This is a genomic window from Sphaerisporangium sp. NPDC049457, from assembly GCF_055586705.1.
Genome location: NZ_JBVJHR010000015.1, coordinates 1 through 20,020 on the forward strand (window position 1 = coordinate 1; position 20,020 = coordinate 20,020).

The 20,020-nt window shown below is 73.2% G+C and carries 14 protein-coding genes; 4 read left to right on the plus strand and 10 right to left on the minus strand.

Annotated features, from left to right (window positions below; all coding sequences use genetic code 11):
• Window positions 1-92: 92 nt before the first annotated feature.
• A complete protein-coding gene (locus ACZ6QO_RS23165) occupies window positions 93-392 on the minus strand; it encodes a hypothetical protein (RefSeq protein WP_465853666.1) in 300 nt (99 codons plus the stop codon).
• A 333-nt stretch (window positions 393-725) separates the two neighbouring features.
• Between ACZ6QO_RS23165 and ACZ6QO_RS23170 the strand changes: the two genes are divergently transcribed.
• The gene (locus ACZ6QO_RS23170) at window positions 726-1,649 is read left to right on the plus strand and encodes an aldose 1-epimerase family protein (RefSeq protein ID WP_465853667.1); all 924 of its coding nucleotides are present in this window, start codon (window positions 726-728) and stop codon (window positions 1,647-1,649) included.
• 48 nt (window positions 1,650-1,697) lie between these two features.
• On the opposite strand, the gene ACZ6QO_RS23175 is transcribed toward ACZ6QO_RS23170, so the two are convergent.
• The gene (locus ACZ6QO_RS23175) at window positions 1,698-2,171 is read right to left on the minus strand and encodes a hemerythrin domain-containing protein (protein ID WP_465853668.1); all 474 of its coding nucleotides are present in this window, start codon (window positions 2,169-2,171) and stop codon (window positions 1,698-1,700) included.
• 201 nt (window positions 2,172-2,372) lie between these two features.
• Between ACZ6QO_RS23175 and ACZ6QO_RS23180 the strand changes: the two genes are divergently transcribed.
• The gene (locus tag ACZ6QO_RS23180) at window positions 2,373-3,389 is read left to right on the plus strand and encodes a zinc-dependent alcohol dehydrogenase family protein (protein WP_465853669.1); all 1,017 of its coding nucleotides are present in this window, start codon (window positions 2,373-2,375) and stop codon (window positions 3,387-3,389) included.
• Window positions 3,390-3,469: 80 nt separating this feature from the next.
• Here the strand turns inward: ACZ6QO_RS23180 and ACZ6QO_RS23185 are convergent, their stop codons facing one another.
• From ACZ6QO_RS23185 to ACZ6QO_RS23215, 7 genes are all read right to left on the minus strand, one after another.
• Complete coding sequence (locus ACZ6QO_RS23185; protein ID WP_465853670.1) at window positions 3,470-4,384, minus strand: NAD(P)-dependent oxidoreductase; 915 nt, start codon at window positions 4,382-4,384, stop codon at window positions 3,470-3,472.
• A 65-nt stretch (window positions 4,385-4,449) separates the two neighbouring features.
• Window positions 4,450-5,319, minus strand: coding sequence for an SAM-dependent methyltransferase (locus tag ACZ6QO_RS23190; protein ID WP_465853671.1), 870 nt, complete (start codon window positions 5,317-5,319; stop codon window positions 4,450-4,452).
• Window positions 5,320-5,529: 210 nt separating this feature from the next.
• Window positions 5,530-6,012, minus strand: a complete 483-nt coding sequence (locus ACZ6QO_RS23195) for an HIT family protein (RefSeq protein ID WP_465853672.1) — start codon at window positions 6,010-6,012, stop codon at window positions 5,530-5,532.
• Window positions 6,013-6,117: 105 nt separating this feature from the next.
• A complete protein-coding gene (locus tag ACZ6QO_RS23200; RefSeq protein WP_465853673.1) occupies window positions 6,118-7,014 on the minus strand; it encodes a glycosyltransferase family 2 protein in 897 nt (298 codons plus the stop codon).
• Window positions 7,011-7,922, minus strand: a complete 912-nt coding sequence (locus ACZ6QO_RS23205; RefSeq protein ID WP_465853890.1) for a glycosyltransferase family 2 protein — start codon at window positions 7,920-7,922, stop codon at window positions 7,011-7,013. The genes ACZ6QO_RS23200 and ACZ6QO_RS23205 overlap by 4 nt, the downstream gene beginning before the upstream one ends.
• Before the next feature lie 191 nt (window positions 7,923-8,113).
• Complete coding sequence (locus ACZ6QO_RS23210) at window positions 8,114-13,318, minus strand: hypothetical protein (RefSeq protein WP_465853674.1); 5,205 nt, start codon at window positions 13,316-13,318, stop codon at window positions 8,114-8,116.
• Window positions 13,319-13,470: 152 nt separating this feature from the next.
• Window positions 13,471-15,090: an FAD-dependent oxidoreductase gene (locus ACZ6QO_RS23215; protein WP_465853675.1), complete on the minus strand. Its 1,620-nt coding sequence runs from the start codon at window positions 15,088-15,090 to the stop codon at window positions 13,471-13,473.
• 86 nt (window positions 15,091-15,176) lie between these two features.
• Here ACZ6QO_RS23215 and ACZ6QO_RS23220 point away from each other — a divergent pair, with 86 nt between their 5' ends.
• On the plus strand, window positions 15,177-15,866 hold the full coding sequence (locus ACZ6QO_RS23220; protein ID WP_465853676.1) for a TetR/AcrR family transcriptional regulator C-terminal domain-containing protein: 690 nt from the start codon (window positions 15,177-15,179) through the stop codon (window positions 15,864-15,866).
• An 86-nt stretch (window positions 15,867-15,952) separates the two neighbouring features.
• Here the strand turns inward: ACZ6QO_RS23220 and ACZ6QO_RS23225 are convergent, their stop codons facing one another.
• Window positions 15,953-16,414, minus strand: a complete 462-nt coding sequence (locus ACZ6QO_RS23225; protein ID WP_465853677.1) for a PPOX class F420-dependent oxidoreductase — start codon at window positions 16,412-16,414, stop codon at window positions 15,953-15,955.
• A gap of 458 nt (window positions 16,415-16,872) precedes the next feature.
• Here ACZ6QO_RS23225 and ACZ6QO_RS23230 point away from each other — a divergent pair, with 458 nt between their 5' ends.
• Window positions 16,873-19,911 (plus strand): helix-turn-helix transcriptional regulator, encoded by a 3,039-nt coding sequence (locus ACZ6QO_RS23230; RefSeq protein ID WP_465853678.1) that lies wholly within the window; start codon window positions 16,873-16,875, stop codon window positions 19,909-19,911.
• Window positions 19,912-20,020: the final 109 nt, after the last annotated feature.

Here is a 20,020-nt window from a genome sequence, read left to right on the forward strand (position 1 = left end):
GGTCACACTGGCGACGCCGACACCAACGCCACGCAAGCCGATGCCACTACCAGCGCAGATCCCAACGCTGATCTCAAAATGCCACTGGAGTACTAGAAGATCCTCCCCTTGATGTAGTCGGCCAGCGCGAGCGCCGCGCCGGCGACGTCGGCGACCGGATGCCGCTTTTCGGCCGACTGCCAGGAGAAGTAGGCGCCGCCGTACCCGACGAAGACCCACAGCGGCAGCCCCACGTCGGCGCGGTGGATCAGCAGCGCGGGCATGTGCTCCCGCAGTTCGGCCGCTACGCCAAGGTCTGCCAGGCAGTCGTGCAGCCGCAGCAGCTTGGCCCCCTCTTCGCGGACCTCAGGGGTCGTGCCGTCTGTCGCCTCCCGCATGATGATCACGTCCATGCCGTGTCCTTCCACACCCCGCAGTGCCGGGACTGTGCGCCCTCGGACGGCCGGTGGTCGCCGACCCTGTACTGCGCTGGAGGGCCGGACGCCGCACCGATATGCCTGATTCAAGACAAACACCGCATTCCCTAGGGCAAGACCCCATCAAGGCCCCACACCCTCGCCGCAGCATCCCCCTAGAAGCGGGGCCGCCGGCGATAGCGCGGGCCCTGCGGCGATAGAACCCCTGGTGGCGGCCATGGAGAGCGCGGCGGCGACGAGGACGCGGGCGGTGTCGGGCACCGGCCGGGTCGCCGGTCTCCGGTGCGAAGGATGGTGTTGAATTGGCGGGTGACGACCATCGCGCCCACCGGAGAGCAGCACACCATCGAGGCCGGCGGCTTCCGTGCCGTCGTCACCGAGGTCGGAGCGGGGCTGCGCAGCCTCACGTACGAAGACCGGCCGCTGATCACCGGCTACTCCGAGCACGAGACCCCGCCCGGGTCGGCCGGGGTTCCCCTGCTCCCCTGGCCCAACCGCGTCGAGGACGGTCGCTACACCTTCGACGGCCAAGAGCGGCAGCTCGCGTTGACCGAGCCCAAGTACGGCAACGCGGCGCACGGCTTCACCCGTACGCTTCCCTGGCAGGTCCTCTCACGCGACGCGGGGTCGATCACCCTGGGCCTGCGGCTGTTCCCGCAGACCGGCTACCCGCACATCCTCGATCTGTCGGTCTCCTACACCTTGAACGGCTCGGGTCTCGTGGTCGAGATCGGGGCGCGCAACGCCGGCGGCACCGTCGCGCCGTACGGCTTCGGCGCCCACCCGTACCTCACCGTGGGCGAGCCGCTCGACGGCGCCGTCCTGCGGGTCCCCGCCGCCGAGTGGGTCGAGGTGAACGAACGCAAGATCCCGGTCGGCAGGCATCCGGTGGATGGCACCAGGTACGACTTCCGCGACGCCCGCCCGATCGGCGAGATCTCCTTGGACACCGCGTTCACCGGGCTTACCCGCGACGCCGACGGGCTGGTCCGGGTGCGGCTCGCCACCGCGGACGGCAGGCGCGGCGTGGAGCTGTGGGGGGGCGAGGGCGTCGAATGGCTCCAGCTCTTCACCGGCGACACCCTGTCCGGCGGCTACCGGCGCGGCGGCCTCGCCGTGGAGCCGATGAGCTGCCCGCCCAACGCCTTCCGCACCGGCGAGGACCTCATCCGCCTCGCTCCCAGAGAGAGCGTCGCCCACCGCTGGGGCATCACCCCCTTCGAGCTGCACTGACGCCCCCGCCGGGCCGTTCCCCGTAGCCGCGCCCGGGGCCGCTTCGCGCTACTTCTGGGCGCTGATCAGGTCGAGTGGGTTGTCGGGGGCGTCGGCCTTGGCCTTCTCCATCTGCTCGCCGAGCTCCTGAAGCTGCTTGCGGCCCATGACCTCGCGCACCTTCGGGAACCACTCCTGCTCTTCTTCCTCCACGTGGTGGCGGACGTTCTCCATCAGGACGGTCATCTTGGCGTCGTACCGCTCGTCCTTCGGGTCGAGGTTCTTGAGCTCCGACAGCATCCACACCACGACGTGGTGCTCCTCGACGCTCTCCAGGACGTGGTCCTCGGTGTCGGGGACGTCCTTGCGGGCGACCGGATAGAAGATCGTCTCCTCGATGTAGGCGTGGGTGGTGAGCTCGCGGACGACCTGCTCGACGATCTGCCGCTTCTCCTTGTAGGCCTGCTCGCCCGCCTTCTCGAACTGCTTGAACAGCTTCTCGACGGTCTTGTGGTCGTCCTTCAACAGCACGATGGCGTCCATGCGCCGCTCTCCCTCTGCTCGTGTGACCTCTGCACCCCCGCTTCCTCCTGTGAGTGATTTGAAACCGCGAGGCCATCGGGCTCTTCCGCCCTCGGGGGGACCGCCACCCCTGACCGCCGCCCCTGACCGCCACGCCGCCCCCGGCCGCCGCGCCGTCGCCCAAGCCCGGCGAGCCGGTGCCCGGCGTGTGACCATGGAGGCATGGCCGAGACGATGACCGCCTGGGTGGTACGCCACCCCGGCCCCATGCAGAGCGGGCCGCTGCGACGCGTGCGGCTGCCGGTCCCTTCGCCGGCACCCGGCGAGGTGCTGGTCAAGGTCGAGGTCTGCGCCGTCTGCCGTACCGATCTGCACCTGGCCGAGGGCGACCTGCCGCCGAAGCGGCCGGACACGGTGCCCGGCCACGAGGTCGTGGGACGGGTCGTCGCCCACGGCGCGGGCGCGGAACGCCTGGAGCTCGGCGCCCGGGTCGGCGTCGCCTGGCTGCACTCCACCTGCGGCGAGTGCCGCTACTGCCTGCGCGGCTCCGAGAACCTGTGCCCGTACGCCGCCTACACCGGCTGGGACGTCAACGGCGGGTACGCCGAGTACGTCACCGCGCTGGAGGACTACGTCTACGAACTGCCCGGCGACCTGCCGGCCGAGCGGCTCGCCCCGCTGCTGTGCGCGGGCATCATCGGCTACCGCGCCCTCGCGCGCGCCGACCTGCCGCCGGGCGGGCGGCTCGGCATCTACGGCTTCGGGGCGTCCGCGCACCTCGTCGCGCAGGTGGCGATCGCCCAGGGCGCGGCGGTGCACGTGCTGACCCGGTCTCGCCAGGCCCGGGAGCTGGCGCTGGAGCTCGGCGCGGCCTCGGCGGGCGAGGCGTACGACCCTCCGCCGGAGCCGCTGGACGCCGCGATCCTGTTCGCGCCCGTGGGGGACCTGGTGCCGGTGGCCCTGAAGGCGCTCGACATGGGCGGCACCCTCGCCGTGGCCGGCATCCACCTCACCGACATCCCCTCGCTGACCTACGAGGAGCACCTGTTCTACGAGCGCACGCTGCGCAGCGTCACCGCCAACACCCGCGAGGACGGCGCCGCGTTCCTCGATCTGGCCACCCGCCACCCGCTGCACGTCACCACGGCCCCCTACGACTTCGACCAGGCCGACCAGGCCCTGGCCGACCTCGCCGCCGACCGGGTCACCGGCGCCGCCGTCCTGCGCGTCTCCGGCTGACCGCCCGCGGGTCCGGGGGGCCGGTACGGCCCTGGCCCGCCGGACGCGCGTGCGTCCGCCGGGACCCGTAGGTCCTGCGGCTACCGGTCGGGGTCGTGGGAGCGCAGGAGCTCCACCACGGCGGTGATGTCGGCGTCCGCCCAGCCGCCCGCGGCGGCCTCCTCGTAACGCCGTTCGACCAGCCGGGCGATCGGCGGCGAGACGCCGTTGGACTCGGCGACCTCGGCGAGCAGCCGGACGTCCTTGGCGCCGAGCCGGGTGGCGAACCATCCCTCGTGGCGCCCGGCGATGAGATCGTCGAGCCGGTTGTGCAGCCCCGCAGCCACGGTCGGCCAGCTGTGGAGCACCTCGCGCAGCAGCGTCCTGTCCAGTCCGGCGGCCTCGGCCGTGGCGACCACCTCGCCGGCGACCGCGACCCCGGCCATCAGCAGGTAGTTGTTGAGCAGCTTGAACGCCGAGGCGTCCCCGGGGTCCGCGCCGCAGTACCAGTGGGCGGAGAACAGCCGCGACCACACCGGCTCCAGGGACTCGGCCAGCGCCCGGTCGCCGCCCACGAGCCCCGCGGCGGACCCGTTCAGCACGGCGTGCGGCGCGCCCAGGATCGGCGCCGCGAGGAACCGCCGCCCGGGGGCCATCTCGCGCAGGCGGCGCGAGGTACGCGGCGAGACGGTGCTCATGTCGACCAGGACGCCCGCGCCGACCGCGTCCTGGCCGGGCTCCGGCTCCCGGCCGTGACCGGTCTGCGCCTCGGTCCGCGCGTCGGCCAGGGCTTCGGTCACGGCGAGGGCGGCCCGGTCGTCGGTGAGGGACATCAGCACCACCTCGGCGTCCCGGGCGGCCTCCGAAGGGGACGACGCCTCCACGGCCCCCGACTCGACCACCTCGGCCGTCCTGCCCGGCGTCCGGTTCCAGACGGTGACGTGGTAGCCCTGGGCCAGCAGCCGCGCGGCCACCGCCCGCCCCATGTTGCCCATCCCCAGCACGGCCACCCGCATGAGCGATCCCCCCTCACCGCCATTGTCCCGGTCGCCTTGCGCCGGACGGGGCGGCAGGGGGTGGGTCACGGTTTGCGGGCGACGCCTCCGACGAAGGTGTAGTAGGTGGCGCTCGTCTCCCAGTGATCGTCCGGTCCTGGGTGCCATTCGGCGAGCGGGACGAACCCGGGCTCCAGCAGCTCGAAGTCGCCGAAGTAGCCCATCAGCTCCTCGCGGGTGCGCCACCGGCCGGTGCCCAGGTGGTCGTTGAAGAGCTTCTCGGCGGCCAGGGCCTGCTTGGACGACTCGGGGCGCTCGTCGCCGGGATTGTGGAAGTTGGACGTGGCGATGAAGCTGCCGGAGGGCAGCGCATCCCGCAGCGTGGCGGCGATGCCCTGCGGGTCCTCCTCGTCGTTGAGGTGGTGCAGGATGCCGAACATCAGCAACCCGATGGGCCGGCTGAAGTCGATGAACGTCCGCAGCGTGGTGTCGGCGAGGATGGCCTCCGGATCGCGCACGTCGGCCTGGATGACCGTGGTGGTGCCGTTGGTGGCCAGCAGCGCCCTGCCGTGCGCGAGGACGATCGGGTCCTTGTCCACGTAGACCACCCGCGTGGCCGGGTCGACCGCCTGGGCGATCTGGTGGACGTTGCCCTGTGTGGGCAGCCCGGACCCGAGGTCGATGAACTGGCGGACGCCCTCCTCGGCCGTCAGGTGGTGCACCACGCGGCGCAGGAAGGCGCGGTTCGCCCGCGCGGCGTTCCTCGCGTCAGGGGCGATGCGCAGCCCCATCTCGGACAGTTCCCGGTCGACCGCGAAGTTGTCCTTGCCGCCCAGCATGTAGTCGTAGACGCGGGAGACGCTCGGCTTGGAGGTGTCGATCTCGGGCGGCAGAGCGGCACGCTCGTCCCTCACCCAATCCGAGTCTTGGTTGCGCTCGTCGTTGCGCTCAGACACGCCCGTCCCCACCTCGCTCGATCGGCTCGCGGAACCGATACCGGACCGAGGAAAATGGTAACCCGTAGTTATGCGAAATATCCCATGATTCCCTAGTCAAGGGCCGCGACCACCCTGTTGCGGCAAGTCTCGCCGATGGCCGATGAAAAAACCTCGCGTCCCGTATGACACGCGTCGACTTTTACCCCAAACCCGACATATACCTCGAATTCATACCATCGGGATGTGTTGTGGGAACATCTCCGCCGAAGGCGCCGCGACCAAGGGCTTCATCGCCTCCTGGAGCGCCCACGCCTCGTTGTGCAGCAGCCGTCGCTCTCTGGGCTCGCAGTCGGCGTCGACCACGACGTTGTCGCCCTCGAAACGCGGGAAGACGTGGATGTGGGTGTGGAACACGTCCTGCAGCGCCACCTCGCCGTCGGCCACGAAGATGTTGACGCCCTCGCACCGGAGCCCCGAACGGCGCAGGCCCCGCGCCACCCGCTGGGCCAGGCGCCACATGTGCGCGCCCACCTCCTCGTCGAGGTCCTCCAGCCCCGAGGCGTGCGCCCGGGACACCACCAGGGCGTGCCCCGGGTTCACCGGGTTGGCGTCCATGACGACGACCACGACCTCGTCCTGGAATACCAGAGTGGCCTCGGCCCGTCCCTCAAGAATGTCGCAGTAAGCACATGGATCAGATGAAATGTCCATATCTGTATGTTCCCTTGTGCGGGAGCGGGCATTCCATCGGGGTGCCACAACGGCCGAGGCCGCCCGGCCGGTCGGCGGCGCGAGCGGAGCGAGGCGACCGGCCGATCAGTCGACGTAGCGCCGGGCCACCGAGGTGCGCTGAGGTTCCTCCAGCAGGCGCAGCCCTCGTTCGACCTCCATCGGCACCACCCGCCTCTCGCGCAGCACCCACGGCAGCCCGGCCAGCGCCGCCGCCACGGCCGAGGCGCTGGCCCGGTCCTTCGGGATCGAACGCAGGACGGCCACCGTGCGGCGCAGCGCGTCGAACGCCGGACGCCGCAGCCAGGCGGTCCACAGCGTGTTGCGGATGCCGAGCCTGCGACGCTGCCTGCGGTCGCGGACGGTGGACGCGGCGTGGTGCACCACGACGTCCTCGGCCCAGCACAGCCACCATCCCCGGGACGCCAGGTCGAGGCTGAGCAGTTCCTCCTCGCCGCCCAGCCACAGCCGCGGAGAGAACCCTCCCGCCTCGCGGAACGCGGTCACCCGCAGCATCGAGGCCCCTGCCAGGATGCTGAGCAGCGCCGGGCCGGGCAGCCACGCAGGGCCGGGGATCGGCGAGTACCGCAGCTCCGGCGTGATCGGATCCTCGCGCAGGATCGGCTCGACCAGGATGCGGCCGGTCACCGAGGCCAGCCCGGGATGGGCGTCCAGCAGGTCGGCGGCCCGCGACAGGGCGCCGGGCTCCCACCAGGTGTCGTCGTCGCAGAAGGCGACGTACGGCGTCGTGACCTCCTCGACCGCGACGTTGCGGGCGACCGCGCCGAGGTTGCGCGGGCTGCGGATCAGCCGCACCCCCGGGAACGCCCGCGCCACCGCGTCCGCGCTCCCGTCGCGGGAGCCGTTGTCCACGACGATGACGCGCGGGCGCTCGGGCACCGCCGTCATGTGCCCGAGCGTGCGCAGCAGCTCGTCGCGCCGATCCATGGTGATCACCACGACGGTGACCCGCCCGTCGGTCATCTACCCGCCTCGACGCCGGACTCCAGGAGTCGCGCGACGGCCTCGACGTGAGCGGGCAGCCGGCGGCGTCCGGCGACCACGAGCGGCAGCCGGAACAGGGCGGCCAGCACGGCCAGGCCGCACGCGGGGTCGCGCCGCGCGCGGGCGGCCATCCGCACGGTCTCGCGCACCACGACCGCGGCCGGGCGGCGCAGCCAGACGGTCAGCAGCGCGTTGCGCGCCTGGACCCGGCGCCGCCCGGCCGGCGCCTCCCGCAGGAGCGACGGCTCGTGCACGGCGACCACGTCGGGCACATAGCACCGGTCCCAGCCGAGCACCGCGAGGTCGTAGGCCAGCAGTTGCTCCTCACCGGGGAAGAACAGCACGGGACTGAAGCCTCCGGCGGCGAGGAACGCCTCGCGGCGCACCACGGACCCGCAGGCCAGGAATCCCAGAACCGGCGGGCCGGGCCGGCCTGGGCCCGCGCGCAGTGGGGTGTCCGCCATCATCGCGTTGATCGGGTCGGGGACGCGTTCCGGCCCGACCAGCATGCGGGCGGCGACCAGGCCGAGGCGGGGGTGGGCGTCGAAGGTCTCGGCGGCCGTCCGCAGGGCGCCGGGCTCCCACCAGGAGTCGTCGTCGCTGAAGGCGACATAGGGCGTGCGGGCGGCCAGCGCTCCCACGTTCCTGGCGGGCGCGCCGAGGTTGTGGGACAGCTGGATCACCTCGGCCTCGGGGAACTCCGCGCGGGCGCGTTCCGCGGTGCCGTCGGAGGAGCCGTTGTCCACCACGATCACCGGCGGGCGCTCGGGGAGAGCGCGCAGCCGGCCCAGCGTGCGCAGCAGTTCGTCCCGGCGGTTCCTGGTCGCGATCACGACGGTGACCGGCACGACGCCGGCCCCGGTGTCCCCCTCGGCAGGCGTCGTCATCACGGTCCCCGTTCTCCCGGTGCGCGAAAGCCCTCGTCGCGACCCATAACCCACGCTGAGCTGGGCAAACCCCGCCGGCATCCCGTCTCCCTGTGACCGTCGGTGATCACATCCGTCCCTGCGGCGAGGCGGGCAGGCGGCGGACGGGAGGCGCGGTCGGAGGGCGGTCGCAGGTACGGGCAGAGGTGCGGTCAGCGGCAGCGGCCGGCCGTAAGGCGGGAGACCTCCCAGCCCGCGCCGTCGAAGGGCGACATGAACTGCGACAGCAGGTCGAGCGCGTAGCCCTGCGTCCGGCCGCCGGGGTCGAGCAGGCTGACCACCTGAGGGCCGTCCGCGCCGCGCAACGTGATCGCGTTCGCCCGGCGCGGGGCGGCCAGCCCCGGCCTGGTGCCGATCGTGAGGCAGGCGATCGGCGTGGCGCCCACCTTCAGGGCCTGCTTCGCGCTGATGGGACGGGTGCGCTGGTCGTAGCGGCGGAACGCCAGCGAGGTCGCCGGGCCGAGCTCGAAGGTGTCGGAGAAGACGTCCTGGCCGATGTCGCGGGCGATGCGGACGCCGAGCCGCACGTCCGGCCGCAGGTCCACCCCGCCCGCCCGCAGGTCGAGATGGTCGTAGTGTCCCTCGAAGCCGGGCGAGACGTAGCCCAGTTCGGCGGGGGCGTGCATCCCGAAGGGGATCCTGCCCGGCCTGATCCGCAGCCACGAGGCGCCGTGGACGGCCAGCGAGAGGTCGCGGATCGAACTGCGGCGCAGTCCGAATCTGCCCTCCATCTGGAAGGCGAGGAAGCCGCTGGTGTAGGGGATGTCCTTGCGCACACTGATCCGCTGTGGCGCGATCGGGCTCACCGACAGGCCGGCGTGGACCTCCAGCAGCCGGGTGGGGACGGGCTTGGAGGACAGGTCCACTGATAGATCGGGATTCATCCGGATGGTGGTGTCGGAGGCCAGGTCCCTGACGGCGAACGAGGCGCCCAGCAGTTCTCCCTGCGCCGGCCGGTACACCCGCGACACCAGCGCCCCCTCGACCGCGAACAGCCCGTCCAGCGTGTTGGCGCCGCCGTCCGCCCTGTACGACAGGCGCGGCACGACAAGGCCCTTGCCGGAGGCGTCCCCGCCCTCGATCGTGAAGGCCGCCGGCACGTCCGCGAGCCGCACCGCTCCCGACGCCGTTCCCGTGGCCGTTCCCGAGTCGTCCCGCCCGGGAGGGGAGGCGGGCGGGACGACGGTGACCTTGGCGTCGAGCCGCTTGACGGGGGCGGAGTTCTGGACTCGGACGCGGGTCTTCCTGCCGTACGTGCCGTCGATCGCGACCACCCCCGGGACCGGATCGACCGCGGCCCGCCCCCGCACGACGCCGTACGCGGCGCCGGTGTCGGCCTCCACCGCCGCGCGCAGCGAAGTGAGGGTCGCCGCCGGCTCCACCCGGTAGTTCACCTTGATCACGTTCGCGTCCCGGCCGTCCGGGTCTTTGCCCATGCCCGTCTCGAACGGGCCGAGCGACATGCCGGTGACCGCCGGCGGCAGCCCGTCCAGCGTCGCGTACGCCCTGATCGGCACCGGGGCGACCACCTTGCTCGCCAGGTAGACCGCGAGCCTGCGGTCCCTGGGCCGGTAGCCGGAGAAGGAGAACGTCTTGCGGGCGAGGTCCACGGTCACCTTCGCGGGCAGTCCCTTGAGGCGCACGAACCCGCGGACGCCGAAACAGCCTCTCCCCGCGGACCCGGCCGCGCTCCCCGCGGACCCGGTCGCCGTCCCCACAGGCCCAGCCGCCGTCCCCGCGGATCCGGTTGCCGTCCCCATGGTCCCTGCCGCCGTCTTCTGGGGGGCGCCACCTGCGGGCGGGCCGCCCAGGCAGAAGGCGCCTTGGTCGGCGGCGCAGCCCGCGGCGCCGGGAGCGCAGCCGCCGTCGACCAGGGCCAGGCCGCTCGCCACCCCCGGCACGCCGGGAATCGCGCTGATCGCCGCCGCCTTGCCCAGCCACACCTGGGCTTTCAGGTCCATCCGATCCCCTGTGGCGCTGTAGGTGACCGGACCGCCCGGGACGGCCGAGACCTCGATGCCGCCCGGGAGCGGGCCGAGCGTCCCCAGAACCCCGAAACGCAGATCACCGTCCAGGCGCACGTCCGCGTCCAGCGCCATGGCCCGGCCCACGACCTTGGCCGCCACCGGCGAACCGCTCTGGGACCGAGAACCGCTCTCGGCCGGAGCACCGGCCCGGGAAGGGGAACCGCTCTGGGACGGGGAACCGCTCTCGGACCGAGAACCGGTCTCGGCCGGGGAACCGGTCTGGAAGGACGCCTTGAAGCCGCCGGCGCCGCCGCCGAACTGGGCGCCGGTCAGCCCGTCCACGCGGACGCTGCCGTCCAGGTCACCGGTGGAGCGGTCGTAGTGCGCGGCCAGGTGCGGGCCGCGGGGCGCCCGCGCGCCGTCGTGGTTGGCGATCGCGACCGTCGCCGACCCGACCGGCCCGGACAGGCCCTGGAAGCGGTAGGTCCCGCCGCCCCAGCCGGCCTCGAAGCGGGCCGGCACGTCCTCCACCTCGGCCGCGACGCGGAAGGCGCGGCCCTGGAACCGGGTGCGGGCGAAGGCCAGGACGGAGGTGGTGGGCCGGTCCGCCGTCCAGCTCAGGCGCCCGCCGGCCAGATCGGCCAGCATCGCGACGCGCCGGTGCACCCCCCTCACAGTGATCCAGACGTCTTCCCCACCGTCCGCCCCGCCGTCGGCGCCGCCACGCCCGGCGCCGCCGGCGCTTCGGCCCGCACCACTGCCTGAGGCGCGCGCCGTGCCGCCGGCCCGGGTGACGTAGACCCGGTTGACGTAGACCTCCGCCTTCTTCAGGCCGGACGTCGCCGTGACCTCCGCGGTGGGCCGCTCGCCGAGCTGCCAGGAGCCCTCGACGGTGGACCGCAGGCCGTACAGGGTGCTGTCGATGGTGGGCCCCTGCCGGGAGCCCGCATAGGCGGCACGCAGCCTGCCGATCGCGCCGCTCGCCTGGTACCGCGCCTTCCTGGCGGCCGGGTCCAGGTCCACCTCGACCCGGCGCGGCGTGTTCGACATCTCCATCCGCAGCAGATGCGCGCCGTCGATGCTCGCCGCGGCGAGGAACGGCCGTCCGGCGGAGGCGAGTTCCAGCATGGCGTGCGGCCTGTCGCCGTAGGTCAGCTCGAACCCGGCCAGCGCCGACAGTCTGGCCGAGACGCCGAGCCGCCCGCCGTCCTTGATGACCGTGACATGACCGCCCGCGGGGGTCGAGACGGCGCCTCCGTCGCGTTGCAGGACGACCTCGACGCCGCCGATCGGCGCGCTGGAGGTGTGCGTTATGCGGCTTCCCGCTATGTCGTAAAAAATCCGCATTGAGGCGGGCAGGGCGGTCAGCGACGCACGGAAGACCGTCCCGGCCGCCGCCCGGTCATAGAACACCACCTCCGCCGCCCGCGCCCCCACGACCGCCCCGGCCGCCCACCCCCGCGACCCTGCCGCCACCCGATCAGGCGAAGCCACCCGGCCCGCCCGCCGTGACCCCGCCATCACCCCACCAGGCGAAGCCGCCCGGCCCGTCCGCCGTGATCCCGCCATCATCCGATCGGGCGAAGCCGCCTGCGCCACTCGCTTCCGCGACCGCGCCGCGACCCGGACAGGCGAACCGGCGCCGGCCGCCCGTTTCTGGGATCCCTCCTGCCTCGCCCCCCTTTCCGAAGCGGACCCGCCGTCGGAGCCGCGTGGGGGCGTTCCGACCGTCAGCGCCTGGGACCTGCCGTCCACCGCCTCGTAGCGGGCGCGGAAGTCGGCCGGCACGCCGGTCATCGTCCCCGCGACCACCCTGTCCAGCCGGCCGTCACGGTAGGTGTAGTCGCGCAGTCGCGCCCTGCTCATCGGCGAGGGCCCCGTGAAGCGGATCTCGGTGGCGCCGCCCGCCGCCTGCCGGGCCAGAGCGGCCGTGACCTTCGAGGCGACCTTGTCCAGCACCACCTGCGTGTACCGGCCGCCCGTCCTTCCCTGCCCTCTGGTGTCCAGCACCAGAGCGTCCAGCGTCGAGGGCCGGGAGACGGCGGCCTTCAGCGTGCCCTCCCCCTTGCCGGCGTCGAACCGCGCGCCGATGGTCAGCTTGTCGGGCGCCGGCGACTGCCGCAGGCTGACCAGCACCGGATCGGACGGCCGCCCGCCCTGGGAGAGGTCCGCGAGGCCGGCCACGGTCGCGATCGAGGCGCCCGGCTTGGACCTGTGCACGCTCACCTGGACCTCGGCCACCCCCCGGCCGCCCCCGCCGTCATGACCACTCCCACCCCGGCCACCGGTGTCCAGCCGGTAGACCCCCCAGTCGAGGCCGGACAGCGACGTGCCGCGCCGGAATCCGTCGAAGCCGATCGACAGCCGCGTGGCGCCGGCGACCGACGCCGCGGCCGGGATGTCGTACCGCGCCCACACTTGGGCCTTCAACGCCTTGTCACGATCCGCACCGGTCGCCAGCCGTGCCGTCGCCAGGCCGAGACCGTCGGCGACGCGGACCGCCAGGTCGTCCCGTTGCCGATCGCGCCTGCGCTCGGCTTCGCCGCCCGGCGAGCCGCTCTTGTCCGAGGAGCCGAGGAGCGAGTCGACGGTGCCGCCGACCGGCGCGTGTAGCTTGCGCTGAGCGTCCGCCAGCGCGCCCGCCCTGCCGACCAGATCCGCGCGGTCGAGCGTGGGGACCAGGCTCGCGACGAGGTCCGGGGAGCCGTCCCCGGTCACGTCCGCCGCGACCGGCTTGGCCAGCGGCTGGGGCGCCGAACAGGACACCGCCAGAGACGTGGCCTGCGCGCACAGCCGGTACGTCACCAGCGGCACGCCCTCCGGCAGCGCACGGTAGAGCCCTGGCAGGTCGAAGCCCGACAACTGCTTGACCTTGGCCGCCATCGTGTTCACCGCGCCGGCCGGGGCCTTGGACACGCTCAGCGCCTCGGCCTCGCCGTCGGCGGGCAGCAACCGGTCCGGGTCGGGGGACGGGCCGCCGTCTCCCAGCACGCCCTCCGCGCGCAGGTGGGAGGCCGCGTCGGCGGCCAGCCTGCCGGCCAGCGCCGGGCCCGCGGGGGTGGTGACCTCCGGGGCGGCCGGGCCTACCGTCCGGGCCTGCATGGGACGGTCCGCGAGCGACGGCCTCATGGGGACCTCGGCCTTCGCGGCCGGAGGGACGGCGATCGGCGGCACCGGAGCGATCTTGCCCGCGCCGGCCGAGCTGCCCGCCACCTTGGTGCGGGTCGCGCCGGGAGACACCGACAGCGCCGAGGACCCGGAAGACGCCGAAGACGCTTGGGACGCGGTGCGGCCGGCGTGCGCGGCCGGACCCGTGGTGATCACCATGGAACCCGCGATGGACGCGGACAGCAGAATCCACGCGAGCGAGTGCCGTTGGAGACGCGGCATGGGTGGCTCCCCGTTGTCCGGACACCGGCCGGCAAGAAAGACGGAAGGCAAGAGCCGATCACAAGGTGACACCAGTCGTCAAACTCATCAATATCCCCAGAAAAGTGGCACGTTCCCATCAGCCCCTTATGCCCGGCCCACCCCGTACGCCGTCATCCGTGCCCCGGCCCGAACCAGGTGGTCAGCGCGGCGCGCGCGCCGTCGAGGTCGGGGTGTCCGTCCGCCGCCCAGGCGATGTGACCGTCCGGCCGGACGAGAAGCGCGGCGGGAGCGGGCACCAAGCCCAGCACCGGGACCCGCCACGCGTCGGCCGAGGGCCACGCCCGCACGAGATCGACCCGGTCTGCCCACTCCGACGCGATCCGCGCCGTCGGCGCCGTCCCGTCCGCCCGCGCGCCACCGTCCAGGCACAGCAGAAGCCCGCGGGCCTTGTGCAGCAGTTCGAAGACGCGGATGTCACCGGTGCCGGTCCTGAGCTCGACGTCCGGCACCCGGTATCCGACGAGCGGATGCCCGCCGTCCACCGAGGACGCCTGCGGGCCCTCCAGCGGCCGCGTCCGCGCGCCGTCCACCGGGTGCGCCTGCGTGGCGCGCATCGGGTAGCGCACGTCCAGGGCGGTGATCATGCCGGACAAGCGGGCGTTGACGTCGTCCAAGGAGACGAGGTCCGCCAGCGTCGCGCGCAGCGCGGTGGTGTGCGCGTCGACGCGCGACAGCGCGGTCTGCGCCCGTGTGTTCGCGAGCACCCGCGCCCCGACCGGATGCCGCTCGGCGTGATAGCTGTCCAAGAGTGAGTCGGGGGCATGCCCGTGCACCACCGAGGCGAGCTTCCAGCCCAGGTTCACCGCGTCCTGCACGCCGAGGTTCAGGCCCTGTCCGCCCGCGGGGAAGTGGACGTGGGCGGCGTCTCCCGCCAGCAGCACCCGGCCTGACCTGTACTCGACGGCCTGCCGGGCCGCGTCGCCGAACCGGGAGAGCCAGCGGGGGGCGCGCATGCCGTAGTCGGTGCCCGCGATCTTGAGGCAGGCCCGGCGCAGCCCCTCGAAGGTGACCGGCTCGTCCTTGCCGGCCACGTGGTCGAACTCGGTGGTCATGACCCGGTACCAGCCGGGCTCGAACGCGAGCACGCTGATCGTTCCGTGTTCGCGCCGCTCCTGGAACAGCGGGTGCTCCGGTGGAGCGTCGAGCTCGACGTCGCCGAGCATGGCGGTGAGGGTCGCGGGGGTGCCGGCGAAGCCGATGCCCGCGAGCCGCCGCACGGCGCTGCGCCCTCCGTCGCATCCCACCGCGTACCGGGCGTCGATCCGGCGCCGCTCGCCCTCGCCGCGTCCTCCGTCCCCACGGGGAGCGAACAGCACCTCCACCTCGACGGCGGACCCGTCCTGGCGCAGGCCGACCACCGCGGCGCCACGCCACAGGCGGACGCCGAGCCGCGCGGCGCGCTCTTCGAGGAGCCGCTCGATGCGCCGTTGCAGCAGCATGAGCATGTACGGGAAGCGGGTGGGCAGGTCGCGGAAGTCCAGCGGCAGCGCCGAGAAGTGCCCGCCGGCCAGCGGACGCCCGGCCTCCAGGAAGGGCTCCACCATGCCCCGCTGGTCGAGCACCTCCAGGGTGCGGGCGTGCATCCCTCCCGCCCTGGACTCCGCCTCCGCGCGTTCCGCGTCCCGCTCCAGGACCAGCACGTCCACGCCCGCGAGCCTCAGCTCGCAGGCCAGCGTCAGGCCGGTCGGACCGGCCCCCGCGATGACCACCTGTGCCGTCGTGCCGCCCATCGGATCCCCTCTCATCGCCCTTAACGCCGTTAAGGATTCATTGAACACTGTTAATCTGTCAAGCGCGCGCACGATCAGGAGGACCGATGAAGATAACCGCCGAGCTCATCGCGCGGACCGCCCTGCGCCTGCTCGACGAGGTCGGCCTGGACGGGCTCACCATGCGCCTCGTGGCCAAGGAGCTGGAGGTGAAGGCCCCCGCCCTCTACTGGCACGTCAAGAACAAGCAGGAGCTCCTCGACGCCATGGCCACCCTGGTGATGGTCGAGGCGGACGAGGGCCTGGAATCACCGCGCCGCGGCGTCACCTGGGAACAGTGGCTGGCCGAGCGGGCCATGCGGCTGCGCCGCACGATGCTGCGGCACCGGGACGGGGCGCGGGTCGTCGCCGGCACCAACGTCGGCCACCCGGTGGTCATCAGGACCATCGAGCTGACCCTGCGCACGTTGCAGGACGCCGGATTCACCCTGGAAGAGGCCACGCGCGCCGTCCCCACGCTCTTCCACTACACGATCGGCTTCACGATCGAAGAGCAGGCCAGGCCGGGCGAGGCGTACGGCGAGGGCGAGAACCCCTACCAGGCTGAGACGATCACCCGGCTCGTGGACGCCGAACGCCATCCACTGGCCGCCAGGATGCTCGGCGACCTCCTCACCCCCGACACCGACGCGCAGTTCGAGCACGGCGTCGCCACCATCCTCGCCGGCATACGCGCCCAGCACTCCGGCGCCCTGGCGCCGTTCAGCGCACCGCCTCAGGAAGGGCGCACACGGTGACGGTGGATGCCGGGCCGGGGGCGAGGGTGGTGCCGGCCAGGCGGGTGGGGGTGGTGCTCAGGCCAGGCGGGCGGGGGTGGTGGTGCTCAGGCCAGGCGGGCGGGGAAGCCGCCGGTGGCCACCGGGCCCCACTTGGAGGGGGTGATGCGCAGCAGTGACTTGCCCTGACGCTCCATGGCCGCGCGGTAGTCGTCCCAGTCGGGGTGCTCGCCGGCGATGGACCGGTAGTAGTCGACCAGCGGCTCAAGGGCGTCCGGCAGGTCCAGGACCTCGCAGGCGCCGTCGATCTGCACCCAGGGCCCGTCGAAGTCGTCCGACAGGATCACGATGCTCACCTGAGGATCGCGCCGGGCGTTCTTGGTCTTGGCGCGCTCGGGATAGGTGGAGACGACGATGCGGCCCAGCCCGTCGACGCCGCAGGTCACCGGAGACGCCTGCGGGCCGCCGTCGCGCCGCGTCGTGATGAGCAGGGCGCGATGGCGATCACGGATGAAGTCGAGAAGCTGGTCACGGGTGACGGCGTCCGCGGTCGCGATCTTCGGGCTCATGCCCTCACTCTACGGCCAACGTTCCCTCCGTCCCTTAAGGCACCGCCGAGGTCACCAACGGCACCACCGATGTCACCTGCGACACCACGGACGCGTGGCCGGTCCCTCGCGCACCACGTTCTTCCCTTGCGCACCACGGACGTTCCGGCGTCGCGTGGTGATTCGCCGTCCGGAAAACGCGGTGGGGATTGTCGGTGCGGGGTGGCATCCTGGTCACGTGGTTGAGACGGTGTTCAGGTGACCGGTCGCGATGGTGCCGTCGCGACCCGCCGAAACCCTCCCTCCCCCCAGACGCGGTCGACCGCAGCCAGTGCCGGGTCCCTCGTCGCACAGGCTGAAGCGACCGTCGTGCGGGCCGAGGCGAGCGACGCGGAGGCGGAGGCCGCCGTCGTGCGGACGAGGAGGACCGGTGTGCTGACGGAGGCGACCGGTGTGCGGGCGTGGGTGGGGGCGGGGACGTGAGCGTTCATCCGGTCAGCCCGTTGTTGGTGGGGCGGACGGCCGAGCTGACCTTTCTGCTCGACGCCTTGGCCCGGGTGCGCGCCCGGTCGGCGACCACGGTTTTCATCGGCGGCGAGGCCGGGGTTGGCAAGAGCCGGCTCATCCGCGAGTTCACCCAGCGAGCCGGCGAGGCCGGCGAGTCCCCTGAGCCCCGCGACGACCGCACAGCCGGTGACGTCCGCGCGACCGGTGCGGTCCGCGCGACCGGTGAAACCCGCACGGCCGGTGAGGTCCGACAGGCCGGTGAAGTGCGGGTGCTGGTTGGTGGCTGCCTCGAACTGGGCACCGACGGCCTGCCCTTCGCGCCGTTCACCGCGGTGCTCCGGCAGCTCGCCCGCGACCTCGGGCATGACGGGGTCGCCGCGCTGCTGCCCGGCGGGCGCACGCGCGGGCTGGCCCGCCTGCTGCCCGAGTTCGGCGAGCCCGACGACGACGGCGCCGAGGCCCGCGCCCGGCTGTTCGAGCAGGTCCTCGGCCTCATCGAGCGGCTCGCCGAGCAGAGCCCGGTCGTCCTTGTGATCGAGGACGCCCACTGGGCCGACCGCTCCACCCGCGACCTGCTGTCCTTCCTCACCCGTTACCAGCGGCCCGACACCCGCGTGCTCACCTTGGTCACCTACCGCTCCGACGAGCTTCATCGCACCCACCCCCTGCGGCGCCTGCTCGCCGAGCTCACCCGCATCGACTGGGTCACCCGTCTCGACCTGCGCAGGCTCAGCCGCCGCCATGTGGTCGAGCAGGCCGCGAGCATCCTCGACCGCGAGCCCTCCGCGCTCGACGTGGACGTCATCTACGCCCGCAGCGAGGGCAACCCCCTGTTCGTCGAGGCGCTGCTCAGCGGCGGCGAGGAGGGGCCGATGCCCGAGTCGCTGCGCGATCTGCTGATCGCCGGCGTCGAGCGCCTCCCCGAAGAGACCCAAGATCTGCTGCGGGTGGCGAGCGCGGGCGGCGCCCGCATCGAGCACAACCTGCTGACCGCGGTGACCGGCCTGGACGACGGCGCGTTGTCGGGCGCGCTGCGCCCGGCGGTGGCGGGCAACGTCCTGCTGGTCGACGGCGAGGGGTACGCCTTCAGGCACGCGCTGATCCGCGAGGCCGTCCACGACGACCTGCTGCCCGGCGAGCGCGCCCGCCTGCACACCCGCTTCGCCAAGGCGCTGGAGCACGACCCCGCCCTGCTGCCCGGCACGCGCGGCGCCATCGAGCTCGCCCACCACTGGTACATCGCGCACGACGCCCCCTCCGCGCTCAACGCCGCCTGGCGCGCCGCCACCGCGGCCCGCAGGTCCGCGGCCTTCGACGAGCAGCTGCGCATGCTCACCCGCGTGCTCGAACTGTGGGACACCGTGCCCGACGCGGCCGAGCGCGTGGGCCGCGACTACATCGATGTGCTGCGGCAGACCACCACCGTGGCGCACCTCGCCGGCGAGTACGAGCGCGCCATCTCGCTGGCCAAGGCCGCCCTGCGCGAGATCGACCCCGCCACCGATCCCGTGCGCGCGGCCAAGCTGCTGCGTCAGCGCGGCCTCACCAGGTACGACCTGGGCCGCGCCGGGCACATCGAAGACCTCCGCGCGGCCGCCGGCCTGGTCCCGGCCGACCCGCCCTCGTCGCTGCGGGCCCAGGTCCTCGAGACGCTGTCGCGCATGCTCCACGGTCCGGGCACCTGGGCCGAGAAGGAAAGCCTCGCCGAGGAGGCCATCCGCGTCGCCCAGCAGGTGGGCGACGCCCGCACCGAGGCCAACGCGCTCGTCACCCTCACCTGGACGCAGTGCCAGTACTCGCAGATGGAGACGCAGGTCGCCGCGTTCGCGCGGGCGCGCGAGATCGCCGAGCACGCGGGCACCTACAACGCGCTCATGCGGGTGGCGATCTCCGAGTCCGACGCGCTGGAGGGGGCGGGCTGGCACGAGCAGGCGGCGCAGGTCGCCCGCAGGGGCATCGCCGACGCCGAGGCGTACGGCCTGGCGCGCACCTCCGGGGCGTTCCTGGCCATCAACCTGGCCGAGCCGCTGGTGTCGCTCGGCCGCTGGGACGAGGCCTTCGAAGTGATCGAGCGGGGCGTGGACGTCGTGCCGCCGCCGCCCTACCGCGCGAGCCTGCAGGGCTTCGCCGCCGACATCATGATGGCCCGCGGCGACCTCGACGCCGCCGAGGCGCTGTTCCGCGCCACGGCGAAGGTCATCGCCGTGGGCACCCATCGCGACCAGGCCATCCTGCCGCACCTGCGCAGAGAGATCGAGCTGCTGGTCGCGCGGGGCCGCGACGGCGAGGCGTCCGAGCGGGTCGCGCTCGCCCTGCACGAGCACGATCTCACCGCCAGCCCTCGTTACGCGTGGCCGGTGCTCATCACGTGCCTGCGGGCGGCGGGCCCGCTGCTCGACGAGCTGCGGGCCCTCGCCGGGCGGCTTGAGGTGCAGGGCGCCCTGCAGGAGGCGCACAGCCTGACCTTCGCCGCCGAGGCGGCCCGTCTGGCCGGGCATTCCGACCGTCCGACGTGGGACAAGGCCGCGGGCGCGTGGGCCGCGTTGCGCCAGCCGTACGCCGAGGCGCAGTGCCTGCTCGGCGCGGCGTGGGCGGCGCTCGCCGCCGGTGAGCGAGAGGAGGCGGCCGAGCGCGTGTCCCGGGCGGCGCCGCTGGCCGCGCGCCTGCGCGCCGCGCCGCTCAGCGCCGAGATCGACTCCTTCGCCCGGCGTGCCCGGCTCCAGATCGGCTCGCCAGAGACGTCCTCCTCGTCCCCTTCGTCGCCGTCATCGCCCGCGTCCGGTTCCTCCGCGTCCGCCGCCGAGCAGGCCGGCCTGGGGCTCACCGCCCGCGAGCGCGAGGTGCTCCGCCTGGTGTCCGCCGGCCGCAGCAACCGCGAGATCGCCGGCGAGCTGTTCATCTCCGCCAAGACCGTGAGCGTGCACGTCTCCAACATCCTGGCCAAGCTCGGCGTCTCCTCCCGCGGCGAGGCCGCCGCCAGAGCCCACCGCCTCCACCTCTTCGACGCCTGACCACACCTGACCACGCCCGACCACGACCACGCCCGACCACGCCCGACCACGCCTGACCACGCCTGCTCGTGCCTGACCCGCCGGCCGGGCCCACCCCTCCTGGGTCCGG